General features: G+C 64.7%; 16 protein-coding genes. 5 read left to right on the forward strand and 11 right to left on the reverse strand.

The features are described from left to right. Nucleotides 1–10 precede the first annotated feature (10 nt). Nucleotides 11–1,192, reverse strand: a complete 1,182-nt coding sequence (gene dxr, locus QRN59_RS18805; RefSeq protein ID WP_284983969.1) for a 1-deoxy-D-xylulose-5-phosphate reductoisomerase — start codon at nt 1,190–1,192, stop codon at nt 11–13. A gap of 38 nt (nt 1,193–1,230) precedes the next feature. Here dxr and QRN59_RS18810 point away from each other — a divergent pair, with 38 nt between their 5' ends. Continuing rightward, complete coding sequence (locus tag QRN59_RS18810; RefSeq protein WP_284983970.1) at nt 1,231–2,691, forward strand: lipase maturation factor family protein; 1,461 nt, start codon at nt 1,231–1,233, stop codon at nt 2,689–2,691. A 19-nt stretch (nt 2,692–2,710) separates the two neighbouring features. Here the strand turns inward: QRN59_RS18810 and QRN59_RS18815 are convergent, their stop codons facing one another. The 7 genes from QRN59_RS18815 to QRN59_RS18845 are packed head-to-tail and all read right to left on the reverse strand — an operon-like array spanning nt 2,711 to nt 10,586. Next, nucleotides 2,711–3,547 (reverse strand): HpcH/HpaI aldolase/citrate lyase family protein, encoded by an 837-nt coding sequence (locus tag QRN59_RS18815; RefSeq protein ID WP_284983971.1) that lies wholly within the window; start codon nt 3,545–3,547, stop codon nt 2,711–2,713. Then, the gene (locus tag QRN59_RS18820) at nt 3,544–4,077 is read right to left on the reverse strand and encodes a MaoC family dehydratase (RefSeq protein ID WP_284983972.1); all 534 of its coding nucleotides are present in this window, start codon (nt 4,075–4,077) and stop codon (nt 3,544–3,546) included. Before QRN59_RS18820 ends, QRN59_RS18815 begins: the two co-directional genes overlap by 4 nt. Continuing rightward, complete coding sequence (locus QRN59_RS18825) at nt 4,074–4,826, reverse strand: CoA transferase subunit B (RefSeq protein WP_284983973.1); 753 nt, start codon at nt 4,824–4,826, stop codon at nt 4,074–4,076. The genes QRN59_RS18820 and QRN59_RS18825 overlap by 4 nt, the downstream gene beginning before the upstream one ends. Nucleotides 4,827–4,828: 2 nt before the next feature. Further along, nucleotides 4,829–5,617 carry a CoA transferase subunit A gene (locus QRN59_RS18830; RefSeq protein ID WP_284983974.1) on the reverse strand — a complete coding sequence of 263 codons (789 nt, stop codon included), beginning with the start codon at nt 5,615–5,617 and terminating at the stop codon, nt 4,829–4,831. 19 nt (nt 5,618–5,636) lie between these two features. Next, nucleotides 5,637–6,800, reverse strand: coding sequence for an acyl-CoA dehydrogenase family protein (locus tag QRN59_RS18835; RefSeq protein WP_284983975.1), 1,164 nt, complete (start codon nt 6,798–6,800; stop codon nt 5,637–5,639). A gap of 2 nt (nt 6,801–6,802) precedes the next feature. After that, complete coding sequence (locus QRN59_RS18840; protein WP_284983976.1) at nt 6,803–8,974, reverse strand: acetyl/propionyl/methylcrotonyl-CoA carboxylase subunit alpha; 2,172 nt, start codon at nt 8,972–8,974, stop codon at nt 6,803–6,805. A 4-nt stretch (nt 8,975–8,978) separates the two neighbouring features. Beyond that, entirely contained in the window at nt 8,979–10,586 is a 1,608-nt protein-coding gene (locus QRN59_RS18845; protein WP_284983977.1) for a carboxyl transferase domain-containing protein, read from the reverse strand. A 150-nt stretch (nt 10,587–10,736) separates the two neighbouring features. Between QRN59_RS18845 and QRN59_RS18850 the strand changes: the two genes are divergently transcribed. After that, nucleotides 10,737–11,390, forward strand: a complete 654-nt coding sequence (locus QRN59_RS18850) for an SACE_7040 family transcriptional regulator (RefSeq protein ID WP_284983978.1) — start codon at nt 10,737–10,739, stop codon at nt 11,388–11,390. An 89-nt stretch (nt 11,391–11,479) separates the two neighbouring features. Here QRN59_RS18850 and QRN59_RS18855 read toward each other — a convergent pair whose 3' ends face one another. From QRN59_RS18855 to pdhA, 3 genes are read right to left on the reverse strand one after another with little or no spacing between them, the layout of a single operon-like run. Next, nucleotides 11,480–12,898, reverse strand: coding sequence for a dihydrolipoamide acetyltransferase family protein (locus QRN59_RS18855; RefSeq protein WP_284983979.1), 1,419 nt, complete (start codon nt 12,896–12,898; stop codon nt 11,480–11,482). Continuing rightward, nucleotides 12,895–13,905: an alpha-ketoacid dehydrogenase subunit beta gene (locus QRN59_RS18860; RefSeq protein WP_284983980.1), complete on the reverse strand. Its 1,011-nt coding sequence runs from the start codon at nt 13,903–13,905 to the stop codon at nt 12,895–12,897. Before QRN59_RS18860 ends, QRN59_RS18855 begins: the two co-directional genes overlap by 4 nt. Next, on the reverse strand, nt 13,905–15,071 hold the full coding sequence (pdhA, locus tag QRN59_RS18865) for a pyruvate dehydrogenase (acetyl-transferring) E1 component subunit alpha (RefSeq protein WP_502871086.1): 1,167 nt from the start codon (nt 15,069–15,071) through the stop codon (nt 13,905–13,907). The genes QRN59_RS18860 and pdhA overlap by 1 nt, the downstream gene beginning before the upstream one ends. Nucleotides 15,072–15,266: 195 nt before the next feature. On the opposite strand from pdhA, the gene QRN59_RS18870 reads away from it, so the two are divergent. The 3 genes from QRN59_RS18870 (at nt 15,267) to QRN59_RS18880 (ending at nt 16,893) form a co-directional block, all read left to right on the forward strand. Beyond that, complete coding sequence (locus QRN59_RS18870) at nt 15,267–15,752, forward strand: Lrp/AsnC family transcriptional regulator (protein ID WP_284983981.1); 486 nt, start codon at nt 15,267–15,269, stop codon at nt 15,750–15,752. A gap of 138 nt (nt 15,753–15,890) precedes the next feature. Further along, on the forward strand, nt 15,891–16,304 hold the full coding sequence (locus QRN59_RS18875) for a DUF4383 domain-containing protein (RefSeq protein ID WP_078105726.1): 414 nt from the start codon (nt 15,891–15,893) through the stop codon (nt 16,302–16,304). A gap of 28 nt (nt 16,305–16,332) precedes the next feature. Beyond that, complete coding sequence (locus QRN59_RS18880; protein ID WP_284983982.1) at nt 16,333–16,893, forward strand: hypothetical protein; 561 nt, start codon at nt 16,333–16,335, stop codon at nt 16,891–16,893. Nucleotides 16,894–16,925: the final 32 nt, after the last annotated feature.

The following is a 16,925-nucleotide window of genomic DNA, read 5'->3' on the forward strand; positions in this document are numbered from 1 at the left end:
GTACTGCTTCCTAAAGGGTGCTGTTGGCTAAACGATCGTGGGTGCGCGTGCGTGCCCACCTCTCAGCATCCAACACAGAGTCCACCGTCAGCTCCAAGGATCCTGAATGTTCGCTGAGGACGGACTCCACCGTGTCCACGATGTCGGTGAAGCGGATCCGGCCGGCATGGAAGGCTTCAACGGCTTCCTCGTTGGCCGCGTTGAAGACTGCCGGAAACGTGCTCCCCTGCTTCGCGGCGTCCTTGGCCAGCTCCACCGCCGGGAAGGCTACCGAGTCTAGGGGCTCGAACGTCCAACTGGTGGCCTGGCTCCAGTCGCAGGGCTTGGCGGCGCGGGGCACGCGGTCCGGCCACCCGAGTCCCAATGCGATGGGCAGCCGCATGTCCGGCGGAGAAGCCTGGGCAATGATGGAGCCGTCCACGAACTCCACCATGGAGTGCACCACGGATTGCGGGTGCACCACGACGTCGATCCTGTCCAGGGGGACGTCGAAGAGCAGATGCGCTTCGATGACCTCCAGGCCTTTGTTGACCAGGCTGGCCGAGTTGGTGGTGACCATGAGGCCCATGTCCCACGTGGGGTGCGCCAGGGCCTCAGCCGGGGTGACGTCGCGGAGTTGCTCGCGGCTGCGGCCCCGGAAAGGTCCGCCGGAAGCCGTCAGGATAAGCTTCTCAACTTCATTGTCGGTTCCCGCGCGTAGGCATTGGGCGATGGCCGAGTGCTCGGAATCAACGGGCACGATCTGGTCAACAGCCGCGGCGGCCTTGACCAGCGCACCGCCCACGATCAGGGATTCCTTGTTCGCCAAGGCCAGGATGGCGCCGGACTTGAGGGCTGCCAGCGTAGGCGCCAGGCCGATGGACCCCGTGATCCCGTTGAGCACGACGTCCGCTTCGATCGCGGCAATCTTGGTGGACGCATCCGGTCCCGTGATGATCGCCGGATCGTAGTTCCGGAGACCGGCGGCGGAGGCGGCGGCACGGATGAGTTTCTGGAGTTCGTGGGCGTCGCCGTAGGCGATGCCGACCGCCTGGGCCTTGGTGTGGACGGCCTGCTGGGCAATGAGTTCCAGATTCCCGCCGCCCGTCAGTGCCACGACCTCGAACCGGTGGGGAGCGGCGTCGACGACATCAATCGCCTGTGTGCCGATGGAACCAGTGGACCCGAGGAGAATGATCTTGCGCGGCTGCATTGCTTAAGTATCCCGCACCCCAGGCGTAGCGTTGGTTTGTGGACTGGGTCTCGTGGTTCGAGGCGCCGGACTATGAATTCGCCCGGCAGGTGCTCCAGCGTGGCACGGCCGCGCTCTATTTCATCGCGTTCCTGTCCAGCCTCAACCAGTTTCCTGCGCTCCTTGGCGAACACGGGCTCCTGCCTGTCCCGAGGTATGTGGACGGTCACAGGGTCTTGCGCAGGCCCAGCCTGTTCCGCTGGAAGTATTCGGACGGGTTGCTCCGGGCCGTTTGCATTGCCGGGCTTGCCGTTTCCCTGGCGCTCGTGGGCGGGCTGCCCCAGCTGGGCCCGCCGTGGCTTCCCCTGGCCGCGTTCCTGGCATTGTGGTTGCTCTACATGTCGATCGTCAACGTCGGCCAGACCTTCTACGGCTTCGGTTGGGAGATGCTGCTGCTGGAAATGGGCTTCACTGTCGGCTTCCTCGGTTCGGATCAGACTCCCCCGCCCAGGACCATCCTGGTCCTGCTCGTGTGGCTGCTGTTCAGGCTGGAATTCGGCGCGGGCATGATCAAGATCCATGGCGGTAGCGAGTGGCGTGATTTAACCGCCCTGTACTACCACCACGAGACGCAGCCCATGCCCGGGCCGTTGAGCCGCCGGGCGCACCTCCTGCCTAAGCCACTTCACCGCATGGAAGTGCTCGGCAACCATTTCGCCCAGCTGGTGGTGCCGTTCTTCCTGTTCGCTCCGCAGCCACTGGCCACCATTGCCGCCGGAATCGTGGTGTTCACGCAACTCTGGCTTGTGGGGAGCGGTAACTTCGCATGGCTTAACTGGTCCGCGATCGTGCTCGCCTTCGCCGCGGTGAGTGACCCGGTGGCCCATGCTGTGCTGCCCTTCATACCGCAACAGCGGTACCCGGCCACGGCTCAGACCCCGGTGTGGTGGCTCGCCGTCGTACTCGCGGTGACGGTGCTCCTCTTGGTGCTCAGCTATTGGCCCGTCCGCAACCTGCTCTCACGGGAGCAGCTCATGAACGCCAGTTTCAACCGTTGGCAATTGGTCAATACCTATGGGGCGTTCGGTACGGTGACGCGCCACCGGGTCGAAATCGTGGTGGAAGGCACCCAGGCCGACGTTCCCGTCGATGAGGCCGACTGGCGCGAATACGGATTCAAAGGCAAGCCCGGCGACGTTCGCAGGCTGCCCCGGCAATGGGCGCCCTACCACCTGCGTCTCGACTGGTTGATGTGGTTCCTGCCCTTGCGCACGGTGCACGAGGAATGGTTCTACGCGTTCCTCGGCAAGCTGCTCGACGCCGATCCGCCCACCTTGCGCTTGTTGCGCCGGGACCCGTTCGACGGCGCACGGCCGCGCTGGGTGCGGGCCCGCAGCTTCCTGTACCGCTTCGCCACGAGGGCCGAGTTCCGCGAAACAGGCCAGCGCTGGATCCGGATGGAGCTCTACGAGGTCATCGCCCCGTTGTCCCTGCCGAAATCACGACGACGGGGCCAATAGACCCGGCCGGAACAACTTTTCAGGAAAGCCGGGCCCTGCGCAGCGTGGATTCGGCGTGCTTCAGGATGGGCCCGTCCACCATTTTTCCCTTGTGCTGGAACACACCGGTTCCAGCCGCAGCCGCGGCGTCAAGCAGTTCCCGGGCCCCAGCGACCGCCTCCGGCGAGGGTGCATAGGCCTCGCGGACAACTGCGACCTGGCTCGGGTGGATGCAGGCCTTGGCACCGAATCCGCTGGCTACGGCGTCGGCGGATTCCACAGCCAGACCGGCGAGGTCGGGAATGTCGACGTAGACCGAGTCGATGGCTTCCTTGCCTGCGGCCTTCGCGGCGAGCAGCACGGCAGACCGGGAGTGCATGGCGACGGCGCGATAGCCGCCGTCGTCGTTGCGGCTCGAGGTGCCGCCCATCGAGGCAATCAGGTCCTCGGCACCCCACATGAGCCCGACGACGTTGGGAGCCTGGGCGATCTCGCTCGCGTTGATAATTCCCTTGGCCGTCTCGCACAGGGCGATGACGTGGTAGCCCTCAAGTGCCTTCAGCTGTTCGCCGGTTTCAGCTTTGGCCAGCATGACAGTCCGGTAAGGGGTATGCGCGAGGCAGTGCAGGTCCTTCTCGAAGTCCGGGGTGCCCACTGGATTGACGCGCACAATCGTGCGGCTGGGGTCGAGTTCCGCGGTCTCCCCGCCGGAGCCGAGTTGGGCGAGGATGGCGCCCCGGGCCCGCTTCTTGGCTGCGGGCGCGACGGCGTCCTCGAGGTCTACGATGACGGCGTCGGAACGCTCGGCGGCCTTTTGGAACCGTTCTGGACGGTCGGCGGGGCAGAAAAGCAAAGCGGGGCCCATGGTGAAGGTCATGTATTGATTCTCCCCTGTTGCGCCTCCAGATGCGCGGTCCGGGTCCACATGAGGCACGCCCGAGTGGCCAAAGCCACCACCGTGCCGTCCTGGTTGCGGCCGGTGTGTTTCATGGTCACGACGCCCTGGCCGGGACGCGACGACGACTCCCGTTTCCCGGCGACCACAGTTTCCGTGTAGAGGGTGTCGCCGTGGTAGAGGGGGTGCGGGAAAGAGACGTCCGTGAGGCCCAGCTGGGCAATGATGGTGCCCTGGGTCAGTTGCGTGACGGACTGTCCCACCATGGTGGACAAGGTGAACATCGAGTTCATGAGCCTTTGCCCGAAGGGCTGCGTGGCGCTCCAGGCCGCGTCCAGGTGCAGGGCCTGGGTGTTCATCGTCAGCGTGGTGAACAGGACGTTGTCCGTTTCGGTGACGGTCCGCCCGGGCCGGTGGGCGTAGACAACGTCTTCCTCGAGTTCCTCGAAGTACAGCCCCCGCTGCTCGACAATGCGCGGTTCGGGGACACGGCCTTCAGGGTCCGCGGTCATACAGTCAGCTCCTGGTCTTCCTCGAAAAGCTCGACGCCGGTCGCGGCGGCCACGTCCTCGGCGGAGACATTCGGTGCCAACTCGCGCAGGACGAGCCTCGAGACTCCGCCTTCGGAGACGACGTCGATCACGGCAAGGTCGGTGATGATCCGGTCCACGCAACCTTTCCCCGTGACGGGCAACGAGCATTCCTTGACGATCTTGGGCTTGCCGTTGCGGTCCACGTGCTCCATCATGACGATCACCCGTTTCGCGCCGAAGACCAGATCCATGGCGCCGCCCATGCCCTTCACCATCTTGCCCGGAATCATCCAATTGGCCAGGTCCCCGTTGGCCGCGACCTCCATCGCGCCAAGCACTGCGACGTCCACATGTCCGCCGCGGATCATGCCGAACGACGTAGCCGAGTCAAAGAACGCGGCGCCCGGGTTGACGGTGACCGTTTCTTTGCCGGCATTGATCAGATCGGGGTCCACGGCGTCCTCGGCCGGGTAGGGGCCGACGCCCAGGATCCCGTTCTCGGAATGCAGGATCACCTCGACCCCTTCGGGGATGTAGTTCGGAATCAGGGTGGGCATCCCGATCCCGAGGTTGACGTATTGCCCGTTGCTGAGTTCGCGGGCTACGCGGGCGGCCAGTTCATTCCGCGTCCAGCCTTTGCCCTCGTGATGTTCGGCGCCGGCGCGGCGGTACTCATGCCTGACCGTCTCGGGACGCGGCGGGAGATCCTGGGTGATGTTCGATTCCATGGCTACGCTCCTGCCTGTTCGGTTGTGCCCGCAGACGCCGGGGTCAACGCGACGGTCCGCTTTTCGATGCGCTTCTCGATGTCCGGTGCAACCACGACCCGCTGGACGAAGATGCCCGGAGTGTGGATATGTTGCGGATCGAGCTCGCCGGGTTCCACAAGCTCTTCGACCTCGGCGATGGTGATCCGGGCCGCCATGGCACACAGCGGATTGAAGTTCATGGCCGTCGCATGGAAGACGAGGTTCCCGTGACGGTCGCCCTTCCAGGCGTGGACCAGTCCGAAATCGGGTGTCAGGGATTCCTCAAGGACATAGTCCGCGCCGTTGAAGGTGCGCACTTCCTTGGGTGAGGACGCGATCGCCACGTTGCCGTCGCCGTCGTACTTTTGCGGAAGGCCGCCTTCCGAGACCTGGGTCCCGACGCCGGCCGCCGTGAAGAACGCGGGAATGCCGGCGCCGCCGGCGCGCAGTTTCTCGGCCAGGGTGCCCTGCGGGGTGAGAACCACCTCGAGTTCACCCGCAAGGTACTGCCGTGCGAACTCCTTGTTCTCACCCACATAGGAACTGATGGTCCGGCGGATACGCCCGTCCCTCAGGAGGATGCCGAGGCCCCAGTCGTCCACGCCGCAGTTGTTGCTGACTGTTTCAAGGTCCTTGGTGCCTTGATCGTGGAGCGCATCGATCAGCGCCACCGGGATACCGCACAAGCCGAACCCGCCGACGGCGAGAGAGGCGCCGTCGTGGATGTCCTTCACCGCTTCCGCGGCGCTGGCAACAACTTTGTCGATCATCGTTTACCTTCCCTGACGGTTAAAGGCCCAGCTCGCGGGCGATGAGCATCAACTGGACCTCGGTGGTGCCCTCCCCGACTTCCAGGATCTTGGAGTCGCGGTAGTGGCGTGCCACCGTGAATTCGTTGATGAAGCCATAGCCACCGAACACCTGGGTGGCATCCCGTGCGTTGTCCATGGCTGCCTCGCCTGCGACCATCTTAGCGATGGCCGCTTCGGTCTTGAACGGCTTGCCAGCCAGCATCCTCGCCGCAGCATCGTAGTAGGCCAGTCGCGCAGTGTGGGCCCGTGCCTGCATGCGGGCGATCTTGAACTGGATGGCCTGGTACTTCCCGATGTTCTGTCCGAAGGCCATGCGTTCCTTGGCGTATTTCACGGACAAGTCAACGCAGCCCTGCGCCGCACCCGTGGCGAGTGCGGCGATGGCGATGCGGCCTTCGTCCAGGATCGACAGGAAGTTGGCGTAACCCCGGCCCCGGACGCCGAGCATGTTCTCTTCGGGCACCCGGACGTTGTTCAGCGTCAGCGGGTGGGTGTCGGAAGCGTTCCAGCCCACCTTGTTGTAGGCCTTTTCCGCGGTGAAACCGGGAGTGTCGGTGGGAACCAGGATGGTGGAGATTTCCTTCTTGATGCTCCCGTCCTTGCGTTCGTGCTGCCCCGTGACGGCAGTAACGGTGACGAGCCGGGTGATGTCGGTCCCGGAGTTGGTGATGAATTCCTTGTTGCCGTTGATGACCCAGCGGCCGTCCTCAAGGTGCGCGTTCGTTTTGGTGCCTCCGGCGTCCGAGCCGGCTTCCGGCTCGGTCAGTCCGAAGCCTGCGAGCGCTTCGGCCGAGGTCAGCTGGGGCAGCCAATGTTCCTTCTGCTCCTGGGTGCCGAAGCGGTACACCGGCATGGCGCCGAGCGAGACGCCCGCTTCGAGGGTAATCGCCACCGACTGGTCAACCCTGCCCAGCTGTTCCAGCGCGAGGGCGAGCGCGAAGTAGTCCCCGCCCATGCCGCCGAACTCTTCAGGGAAAGGCAGGCCGAACAGGCCCATCTCACCCATCTGCTTGACCACCTCGTACGGGAAGCTGTGTTCCTCGTCGTGCTTGGTGGACACCGGGGCCACCACCTCGTCGGCGAATTCCCGGACGGAGTCGCTCAGGTCCTGGTATTCCTCGGTGAGTTCAAAACTTGCCATGGCTAGACTTCCTCGTCTTTCTGGTTTTCTGCTGTAACTTCAGGGGCCGGTTCCGCTGTGACTTCAGGGGTGGGTTCCGCCACCACGTGGATGGTGGCGAGGACTTGGTCAGCCTTGACGAGGTCCCCGGTCTTGCTGGTGAGGTGCACGGTGCCGGACACGGAGGCCACCAACTGGTGTTCCATCTTCATTGCCTCCACGGCAAGGAGGACCTGGCCTGCTTCCACCTGGTCGCCGTTGTGTACCGAAACGGACACGACGGTTCCCGGCATGGGAGACCGGACTTCGGGATCCACGGCGCCTTCTTCGCGCTGGATGCCCGCGAGGATGCGTAGGAGCCGGGCCTCGCGGTCCAGGATCTCCAGCCGGCAGGACCAGCCGTCGCTGCCCAGCCAAAGTTCGCGTGCCTCACGCCCCGGAGATGGTGAGCCGTGCGCGTAATGGTGCTCGACGCCGTCGAGCACCATTACCGCATGCCCGGCGGACCCCGGCCGCAGGGCGGCAGAGTGCTCGACGCCGCTATCCACGCGCGCCGTGAAGCCCGGCCCGTTCACGGTCAGCCCCACGGTGGCCAGGCCGCCGTCGGGACGTCCGATGCTGGTCTTCCACGGCGCGGGGGCGCCGACACGCCAGCCATCGGCGGTGTTCCACGGTGCCGCCGCACCGATCGCAACTAGAGCCTCGCGGCTGAGCAGCTCTGTCCGGTTCAGCAATTCTGACCGGTTCAGCAATTCCGACCGGTTCAGCAACGCGGCGGCGATCAGCTCGACGTCGGTCACTTGACGGAATTCCATCCCTTCCAGCTTGCGCTCGATCAGGCCGGTGTCGAGGCGGCCCGCGCGGACGTCGTCGTCGTTGATCAGGAGCCGCAGGTACTCAACGTTGGTGTGCACGCCGAGCAGCGTGTAGTCCCCCAGTGCGTGGTCAAGGGTGTCCAGCGCCGCTTTGCGGTCCGGGCCCCAAGCAATGATCTTTGCGAGCATGGGATCGTAGTCGCCGGTGACGGACAGTCCGGGAAGCATCGCGGAGTCGACGCGGACGTGTGGATCGCTGCCTGCCCGTTCCCGGAGCGCCACGATCTCGCCGATGGATGGCATGAAACCGCGTTCGGGTGCCTCCGCGTAGACGCGCGCCTCCACCGCGTGGCCGTCAAGCACGACGTCGGACTGCGCCACCGTGAGGACCTCACCTGCGGCGATGCGCACTTGCCATTCGACAAGATCGACGCCCGTCACCATTTCCGTGACAGGGTGCTCCACCTGGAGGCGGGTGTTCATCTCCATGAAGAAGAAGTGCTCCGGGTCCTGGTCCGAGACCAGGAACTCGACCGTACCCGCACCGCTGTACTTGACGCTCCGGGCAGCCTGGCAGGCGGCCTCGCCGATCCGCGCCCGGACCTCTGCCCCATTCGCCAGGGACTCCAGCAAGGGCGACGGTGCTTCCTCGATGACTTTCTGGTGGCGGCGCTGGAGCGAGCATTCGCGCTCGCCGAGGTGGATGACGTTGCCGTGGTTGTCGGCGAGGACCTGGACCTCGATGTGCCGGGGCGACTGGATGAGCCGCTCCAGGAACAGGGTGTCATCCCCGAAGGCGCTCGCCGCCACGCGGCGGGCCGTCAGCAAGGTGGCCGCCATATCCTCGGGCCGCTCCACGATGTGCATGCCCTTGCCGCCGCCCCCGGCCGAAGGTTTGATGAGCAACGGGAAGCCGACGCCGGGCGCCGCCTCGATCAGGGCCTCGTCGCTCAACCCGGGTTCGGCAATGCCCGGAACGCAGGGGACTCCGTAGGACATGACGTGGTTCTTGGACCGGATCTTGTCGCCCATGACCTCGATGGCGTCAATGCCGGGGCCGATGAACGCGATACCGGCCGCATCCAGGGCCTTTGCGAACTCCAAGTTCTCGGCCAGGAATCCGTAGCCCGGGTGCACGGCCTGCGCGCCGCTTTGCAGGCAAGCCTCGATGATCGCGTCTATCCGCAGGTAGCTGTCCGCCGCCGCAGCCGTGCCGATCCGGACGGCAGCGTCGGCCTCGCGCACGTGGCGGGCACCGGCGTCGGCGTCTGAATAGACCGCCACCGAACGGATGCCCATGGCCCTGAGGGTGCGGATCACGCGGCAGGCGATCTCGCCGCGGTTGGCGACAAGGACGGTGTCGAAGGAGTTGATCGTCATGGGGTCACATCCGGAAGAGGCCGAAGGAGGTATCCGGCAGGGGTTGGCGGGAGACGACGTCGAGGGCCATGCCCAGGACGCGCCGGGTGTCTGCGGGGTCGATGATGCCGTCGTCCCAGAGCCGGGCGGTGGAGTAATAGGGGCTGCCTTGGTCCTCGTACTGCTGCTTGATGGGGGCTTTGAAGGCTTCCTCATCCTCGGCGGACCATTCCTCGCCCCGGGCCTCGTACTGGTCCCGTTTGACGGTGGCCAGCACGCTCGAGGCCTGGTTCCCGCCCATGACCGAAATCCGGGACGCCGGCCACATCCACAGGAAGCGCGGGGAGTAGGCCCGGCCGCACATCGAGTAGTTTCCGGCACCGAAGGAACCGCCGATCACCACGGTCAGCTTCGGCACGCGGGCGGTGGCCACGGCGGTGACCATCTTGGCGCCGTTCTTGGCGATGCCGCCGTGCTCGTAGTCCTTCCCCACCATGAAGCCCGAGAGGTTCTGCAGGAAGACCAGCGGGATGCCGCGCTGGTCGCACAGCTCGATGAAGTGCGCGCCCTTGAGCGCAGACTCGCTGAACAGCACGCCGTTGTTGGCCAGGATGCCCACGGGATGGCCGTGCAGCTTCGCGAACCCGGTCACCAGAGTGGAACCGTAGTTCTTCTTGAACTCGTGGAACCTCGAGCCGTCCACCAGCCGGGCGATGACCTCGCGGACGTCGTATTGCGCATTGACGTCCGTGGGAACGGCACCATAGATCTCGCCCGGGTCCACCACGGGCTCGACGGCGGTGTCCACGTCCCACGCCGGGGCGGCCGGCTTGGGGAGGGTGGAGACGATGTCGCGGACGATCTGCAGGGCATGCTCATCGTTTTCGGCGAGGTGGTCCGTCACACCCGAAATCCTTGAGTGGACGTCGCCGCCGCCGAGTTCCTCGGCCGTGACGATCTCACCGATGGCGGCCTTCACGAGGGGTGGCCCGCCGAGGAAGATGGTGCCCTGGTTGCGGACAATCACGGTCTCATCGCTCATGGCCGGAACGTAGGCGCCACCGGCCGTGCAGGATCCCATGACCGAAGCGATCTGCGGGATCTTGGCCGCGGACATCTTCGCCTGGTTGAAGAAGATCCGGCCGAAGTGCTCCTTGTCCGGGAACACCTCGTCCTGCTTGGGCAGGAACGCTCCCCCGGAATCCACCAGGTAGACACACGGCAGCCGGTTCTCCAAGGCGATTTCCTGGGCCCGGAGGTGCTTCTTGACCGTCATCGGGTAGTACGTGCCGCCCTTGACCGTCGCGTCGTTGGAAACCACCATCACCTGGCGTCCATGGACCAAGCCGATCCCCGCAATCACGCCGGCGCCCGGCGAGTCATCGTTGTACATCCCGTTGGCCGCCAGCGGGGCGATCTCCAGGAACGGGCTTCCCTCGTCCAGCAAATAGTTGATCCGCTCGCGCGGCAACAACTTGCCCCGGGAGATGTGCCGCTCACGCGACTTCTCCGGGCCACCGAGTGCGGCCACGGCAAGACGCTTCTTCAGCTCGTGCACCAGGGACAGCTGCGCTTCCGCGTTGGCCGCGAACTGATCGCTGCTGGTATCCAGCTGGCTGGCGAGTGTCTCCATCGACTGTGTCCATCCCGGCCCAAGGCCATCTCAGTTAGTACCGCATAACTGGAATTTAGGTTAGTCTCTATTAACTGTGTTGTCCATCACCTCGACACTGGGCCCGTCCCGGCATCGACGTTGAATTGGACGCGTGCAAAAGGAGGAATTGTGGTCACCTTCCAGCGGAGCTCCCAACAGGACGCCCCAACCCCGCGGAGCCCCAAGCAAGACAGCCCGACCCAAAGAAGCCAAGCCAAGGAAACACGGCGCAAGGCCCTCCTGACCGCCGCAGCCGGGTTGTTTGCCGCGGACGGTTTCAACCGAGTATCCCTTGAGGACCTGGGCGCCGCGGCGGGAGTCAGCGGCCCGGCGGTGTACCGGCATTTCCCGGGAAAGCAGGCCGTGCTGGCCGAGCTGCTGTTGAGTGTGAGCCGGAATCTGCTCGACGGCGGCCGCACCGTGGCGTCCGAGGCCCCCGACGCCGAAGCTGCATTGCGCGGACTGGTGGAGTTCCACGTGGACTTCGCCCTCAGCAATCCCGATGTCATCCGGGTCCAGGACCGCGACTTCAGCAACCTCAGCGACTCCGACCAGGCCGAAGTCCGCACCCTGCAGCGCAACTACGTGGAACTGTGGGTGGGAGTGCTCGGCGAACTGCATCCCGACACGGATCCTGCCGAGCTACGGGTCCGCGCCCACGCAGCCTTCGGCCTCATCAACTCGACTCCCCACTCGGTCCGGCACCACGGACGACGCATGGCCGTGAAAAGCGCCCGGCCGATCCTCGAACGCATGGCACTGGCCGCTCTGACGGTGCGCTAACTAGCCTGCTGCCGCGAAGACCCAACTGACTCGCAGTTGTTGTCGTTATGAGCCTTCAAAACGACAACAACTGCGAGTCAGTTGGGCGGCTAGATCATCGTCATGACGGTTGCAGGGTCGGACAGGATCGCGCCCAAATCGGCCAGGAATTTCGAGCCTTGTTCGCCGTCCACCAGCCGGTGGTCGAAGGACAGGCTCAGTGACATCACCTGGCGCACCGCGAGTTCGTCGTTGTGCACCCACGGAGCTTTGCGCACCGATCCCAGGGCCACGATGGCAGCCTCGCCCGGGTTCAAGATGGGAGTTCCGGCGTCGATCCCGAACACGCCGATGTTCGTGATGGAAATGGTCCCGCCCGTCAGATCTGCCGGCGAGGTCTTGCCTGAACGTGCCGTGTCCGTGAGCTCGGACAAAGCCGTGGACAGTTCCAGGAGCGTCATCTTGTCCGCGTCTTTGATGTTGGGAACGGTCAGTCCCCGCGGCGTGGCGGCGGCGATACCAAGGTTCACGTAATTGAACTGCACGATCTCCTGTGCGCCCTCGTCCCAGCGGGAGTTCAGGGTCGGGTTCCTGCGCAGGGCAATCAACACTGCCTTCGCCGCGATGGTCAACGGCGTGAGCTTGTACCCGGCAAACTCGCGACTGGCCTTGAGCCGCGTCAGCAGTTCCATGGTGGGCGTGACGTCAACGGTCAGGAACTCCGTCACATGCGGTGCAGTGAAGGCACTTTGCACCATGGCAGCGGCCGTGAACTTGCGGACTCCCTTGATAGGCGTGTGCGTCTCGCGTTCGGCGGAAACCCCGACGGCGGATGCGGCGGCCGGGGCGAGCTCGGGCACGGCGAGCTGCGACTGGGACCCGGCCGCGAAGTCTTGGACATCCGAACGGGTGATCAAGCCTGCCGGCCCGGTTCCGGTGACCAGCGCGAGGTCAATTCCGAGATCCCTTGCCAACTTGCGGACCGGAGGGGTGGACCGTGGTCGCTCTTGTTCCGCCGCCGGCCCGTTTGGAACAACGAGGGGTGCGATGGTTTCGACAGTGCGAGCGGGTTCGACGGCGGGAATGGGCTCCCGGACGGGCTCGCGTTCGGCGGCGCCCCCGTCAAACATCCGCTGGCGTCGCGCCGGGCGTCCGGATTTTTCGACGACGGCGCCATAGCCTACGAGGTTCGGCTCGCGTTTTGCCGCTGACTCCGCCGGGCTTTCGGTGGAGGCGACCTCACTGGAACCGGCAACAGCGGAAGGTGGGGCTCCGGCGTCGTCGACTTCAAAGGAGACGATCGGCTTGCCGACCTCGACAACCGAACCGGCCTGTTCATGCAAGGCGGCCACAGTTCCGGCGAACGGCGATGGCAACTCAACCACGGCCTTGGCCGTCTCGACCTCGGCAATGACCTGGTTCAAGGCCACGGTGTCCCCCACCGCAACCTTCCAGCTGAGAATTTCCGACTCAGTAAGTCCCTCGCCGAGGTCGGGCAGCCTGAATTCCTTGATCATGGTGGCGCTCATCCTTCCAGCCCGCTCAGGGAGTTGCCGCGGCCGAGTGCCCGGTCCACGCCGTCAAGAATCCTGTCCAGATCCGGTAAGTGGTGCATCTCGAGCTTTGAATACGGGTACGGGATGTCGAATCCCGTGATCCGGACCGGCGCCGATTCAAGGTAGTTGAAGCAGCGCTCGGTGATGCTGGCGGCGATTTCGGCGCCGAGCCCGCCGGACTGCGCAGCCTCATGGGTGATGACAAGCCTGCCGGTCTTGCGGACGGACGCCTCCACTGCCGGGAAGTCGATCGGGGCCAGCGAGCGCAGGTCGATAACCTCCACGGAGACTCCTTCGTCGGCGGCCGCGATGGCCGCGTCGTTCGCGGTTTTCACGAGCGGGCCGTACGTCACCAGGGTGACGTCGCTGCCTGGTGTGACCACCCTGGCCTTCTCCATGGACAGCGCCGTGGAAAGATCTGCGGTCTCATCCACTTCACCCTTGTCGTGGTAGCGGCGCTTGGGCTCGAAGTACAGCACCGGATCGTCCGAGGCGATGGCCTGCTGGATCATGGTGTAGGCATCCTGCGGATTGGACACGCTGATGACGCGGAGGCCCGAGGTGTGGGTGAAGTACGCTTCCGGGGACTCGGAGTGGTGCTCGGGTGAACCGATTCCGCCGCCGAAGGGAACCCGGATGGTGATGGGCATCTTGACGCGGCCCTGTGTCCGGTAGTGCATCTTGGCTACCTGGCTGACGATCTGGTCGAATGCCGGGTAGATGAAGCCATCGAATTGAATCTCGCAGACTGGACGGTAGCCGCGGTAGGCCAATCCGACGGCGGTACCGATAATCGCGGATTCGGCCAAAGGGGTGTCAACCACCCGGTGTTTGCCGAAGTCTTTCTGGAGGCCGTCGGTGACCCGGAAGACGCCACCGAGCGCTCCGATGTCCTCACCCATGAGCACAACTTTGGGATCGTTTTCGAGGGACTTGCGCAGGCCGGCGTTGATGGCGCGGGCGAACGTCAGCTTGCTCATCAGAGTGCACCTTCCGGGGTTGATCCGCTGAAGCTTTCCAGATAGCGGGAGTAGTGGTCCTTCTGGCGTTCAATCCAGGAGTTGGGGGTGCTATATACGTGCTTGAAGAGGTCAAGCGGCGCGGGATCGGGCATGTTGATGACTCCTGCCCGCAGGCTCCTCGCCACCTCGTCCGCTTTGGCCTGGGTCTTGGCTTCGACCTCTTCCGTCAGGAGGCCCTTGGTACGCAGCAGCGCCTTCAGCCGGGTTACCGGGTCCTTGGCCGCCCAGTCCTCAAGCTCGTTGGCGTCGCGGTAACGGGTGGGATCATCCGCCGTCGTGTGCGGGCCCATGCGGTAGGTCACCGCTTCGATGAACGTAGGCCCGCCGCCCTTGCGGGCCCGGTCCAGCGCAATGCGCGTAACGGCCAAAACCGCGAGGACGTCGTTCCCGTCGACCCGCATGCTGGGGATTCCGAAGCCGGAAGCACGGTCGGCGATCTGGATGTGGGACTGAATCCGGACGGGTTCGGAGATGGCCCAGTGGTTGTTCTGGCAGATGAAGACCACGGGCACCTGGAAGCTCGCCGCAAAGACCATCGCCTCGTTGACATCGCCTTCGCTCGTGGCGCCGTCGCCGAAGTAGGCAACCGCGACCGAGTCTGCTCCGTCGTGCTGGATGCCCATGGCGTAGCCGGTTGCGTGCAGCGATTGCGAACCGATGATGATCTGCTGGGTGGCAATGTTGTGGCGGTACGGGTCCCAACCGGACGAAGCGTTGCCGCGCCAGGCCCGGACCAAGTCCGTTGGTTCCACACCGCGGCAGTAGGCAACGCCGTTGTCACGGTAGCTCGGGAAGACAAAGTCGTCGTCCCGGAGGGCCCGGCCCGAACCGATCTGCGATGCTTCCTGACCTAGCAGCGGCGGCCACAAGGCCAGCTCGCCCTGACGCTGCAAGGCGGTGGCCTCGGCGTCTATGCGGCGGATGACCATCATGTCCTCGTACAGCGAGCACAGTTGCTCGTCCGTGACATCGCTGACCCAGAGATCAAACTCCGGGTGGCTGATGCGTTCCCCTTCCGGGGAAATCAGTTGGACCAGATCCCCGCCGGTCCGACGCGGGCTTGCTGCACTGATTCCGGGATTCGAAGCCTTGTAGGCGTCCTGGCCGGGTTCGTCCGTCAACACAGTTGATCGCACCTTTCAGCTCGTGCTCGCAGGCCCTTGGAGGGACTTGTGATCCACTCGCGGGCCAGCATCCGGGCGTCGTCGCCTGGATTAATTGTGACCCTACTCACAATGCTCATTGGGTACAACCACCGTTGAAAATTCTGCGCATTCTGCCCTATCTGGGCGGCCCGCACCGTGCTAACGTTGCGCATTATGCAAGCTTTAGATGGCACCGACACGCGCCTGCTTTCAGCCATGGCGAAGGACCCCCGCGGCACGGTTGTCGCCCTGGCGCAGAAGCTGGGACTATCGCGGAATACGGTCCAGGCGCGGATGGCCCAGCTGGAGAAGAAGCATGCGTTTCTCTCCTTCGAACGGCGCATCAACCCTGCCGCCCTCGGCTACCCCCTCATGGCATTCATCTCGGTGCATGTGCAGCAGCAAAAGCTTGGGCAGCTTGCCTTGGACCTCGCCGAAATCCCGGAAATCCTGGAGGGATACGGCCTGACCGGTTCAGCCGACCTCCTGCTGCGGGTAGTGGCGCTCGACGCCGAGGATTTGTTCCGGATCAACGGCAAGATCCTTGCGTGTGACGGAGTGGAACGGACGGACACGGCCATGTCCATGGGCGAATTGATTCCCTTCCGGGTGCAGCCGTTGTTGAACCGGAATACGAAGAAGGCGCTCCGTGCCGGCTGAGCCCGGACATCGTCGAAAAAATTCGTCCCAGCCCACCCATCCATAGCCCGTGGTGGTCCGAATATCTGGTTGAGAGCCCCGTCCGGGGTTTCAACCACAGGCCGGAGACAAAACCGGCCATACCGGAAGGTTTGGACCATGCGCACTTCGCCCAACCGCCTGATCGCCACCATCTTTGGAGCCGTCTACCTGCTCGTGGGTGTCGTTGGATTCTTCGTTACCTCGGGAATTGGATTCTTCGCCACCGAGGGTGCCAATCTGATCATCTTTGCGGTAAACCCCCTGCACAACATCATCCACCTCGCCATCGGCGCCGCCCTGCTCTATTCGGGCATGAACAGCACGGTGTTGTCCAAGACCGTCAACACCACCGTCGGCGCCGTCTACTTGCTTGTCGGCATCCTCGGACTGTTCCTCGTGGGCTCCGCCCTGAACATCATCGCCCTTAACGGCGCCGACAACGTCCTGCACCTGGCCAGCGCAGTGGTGCTCCTCGGCATAGGTCTCTCGCAGGACAAGGTTCCGGCCACCACCGCCAGGGCCCACGTCTAGAAGACCTCGAAACCGGAAGGAGCCGTCCGTGTCAGCTCAAGCAGCGACGTCCGTTGGACCCACCGCCGGGGCCTCCCTCACCCTGTTTTCGTGTTTCGCGGGAATGGGGGCCGGCCTCGTGGAGCTTTCCATCGCATCGAGCTACCTTTCGGGCCGGGGAAACCTTATGTGGGCGGGCGGCGTCTTCGCGGCCTGGGGCCTGGCGCTGCTGGCCAGCTCGATTGCCAGCCTCCAACGGGGGCGGCTCCGGTTCCGTAAGCCAACAACCATAGCCCTCCTCGCGGCCGTACTGGTCCACCTTGGATTCCTGGGTGCCGGCATGGCCCAAAGAGTGCTCGACGGCGGGCACCTGGCGGCTCTCTTCCTGGTCCTGATGGCCCTGGGATCCTCTGCCTGGCTCGCCCGCAGGTACCGCGACGACGGCGGAGCCCCCTCGGGTCCCCCGCGGACCGGTGCGCTTTTGGGCGCTGCCTTCGCCGCCGCCGTCGTCGTCGCAGCAATTACGACGCCGGGGCTCGCCGCCTCGGTGGCCGGAGCGCACGCCGTCCCGCATGGAGAGCACTCGCTGCCGGGCGGCCATAACCACTAAGACCTCCCAGCCAAGCGGCAACAGCGATCCCT

It is taken from the genome of Arthrobacter sp. efr-133-TYG-118 (assembly GCF_030209755.1).
In the GTDB taxonomy this organism is placed as follows: Bacteria; Actinomycetota; Actinomycetes; order Actinomycetales; family Micrococcaceae; genus Arthrobacter.

Coding starts and splice junctions, on each gene's coding strand:
- QRN59_RS18860 (WP_284983980.1), bottom strand. CDS start 13,905: ATGAGCAAGCTGACGTTCGCCCGCGCCATCAACGCCGGCCTGCGCAAG.
- QRN59_RS18875 (WP_078105726.1), top strand. CDS start 15,891: ATGCGCACTTCGCCCAACCGCCTGATCGCCACCATCTTTGGAGCCGTC.
- QRN59_RS18815 (WP_284983971.1), bottom strand. CDS start 3,547: ATGACCTTCACCATGGGCCCCGCTTTGCTTTTCTGCCCCGCCGACCGT.
- QRN59_RS18820 (WP_284983972.1), bottom strand. CDS start 4,077: ATGACCGCGGACCCTGAAGGCCGTGTCCCCGAACCGCGCATTGTCGAG.
- QRN59_RS18830 (WP_284983974.1), bottom strand. CDS start 5,617: ATGATCGACAAAGTTGTTGCCAGCGCCGCGGAAGCGGTGAAGGACATC.
- QRN59_RS18855 (WP_284983979.1), bottom strand. CDS start 12,898: ATGAGCGCCACCATGATCAAGGAATTCAGGCTGCCCGACCTCGGCGAG.
- QRN59_RS18845 (WP_284983977.1), bottom strand. CDS start 10,586: ATGGAGACACTCGCCAGCCAGCTGGATACCAGCAGCGATCAGTTCGCG.
- QRN59_RS18835 (WP_284983975.1), bottom strand. CDS start 6,800: ATGGCAAGTTTTGAACTCACCGAGGAATACCAGGACCTGAGCGACTCC.
- QRN59_RS18825 (WP_284983973.1), bottom strand. CDS start 4,826: ATGGAATCGAACATCACCCAGGATCTCCCGCCGCGTCCCGAGACGGTC.
- QRN59_RS18840 (WP_284983976.1), bottom strand. CDS start 8,974: ATGACGATCAACTCCTTCGACACCGTCCTTGTCGCCAACCGCGGCGAG.
- QRN59_RS18870 (WP_284983981.1), top strand. CDS start 15,267: ATGCAAGCTTTAGATGGCACCGACACGCGCCTGCTTTCAGCCATGGCG.
- dxr (WP_284983969.1), bottom strand. CDS start 1,192: ATGCAGCCGCGCAAGATCATTCTCCTCGGGTCCACTGGTTCCATCGGC.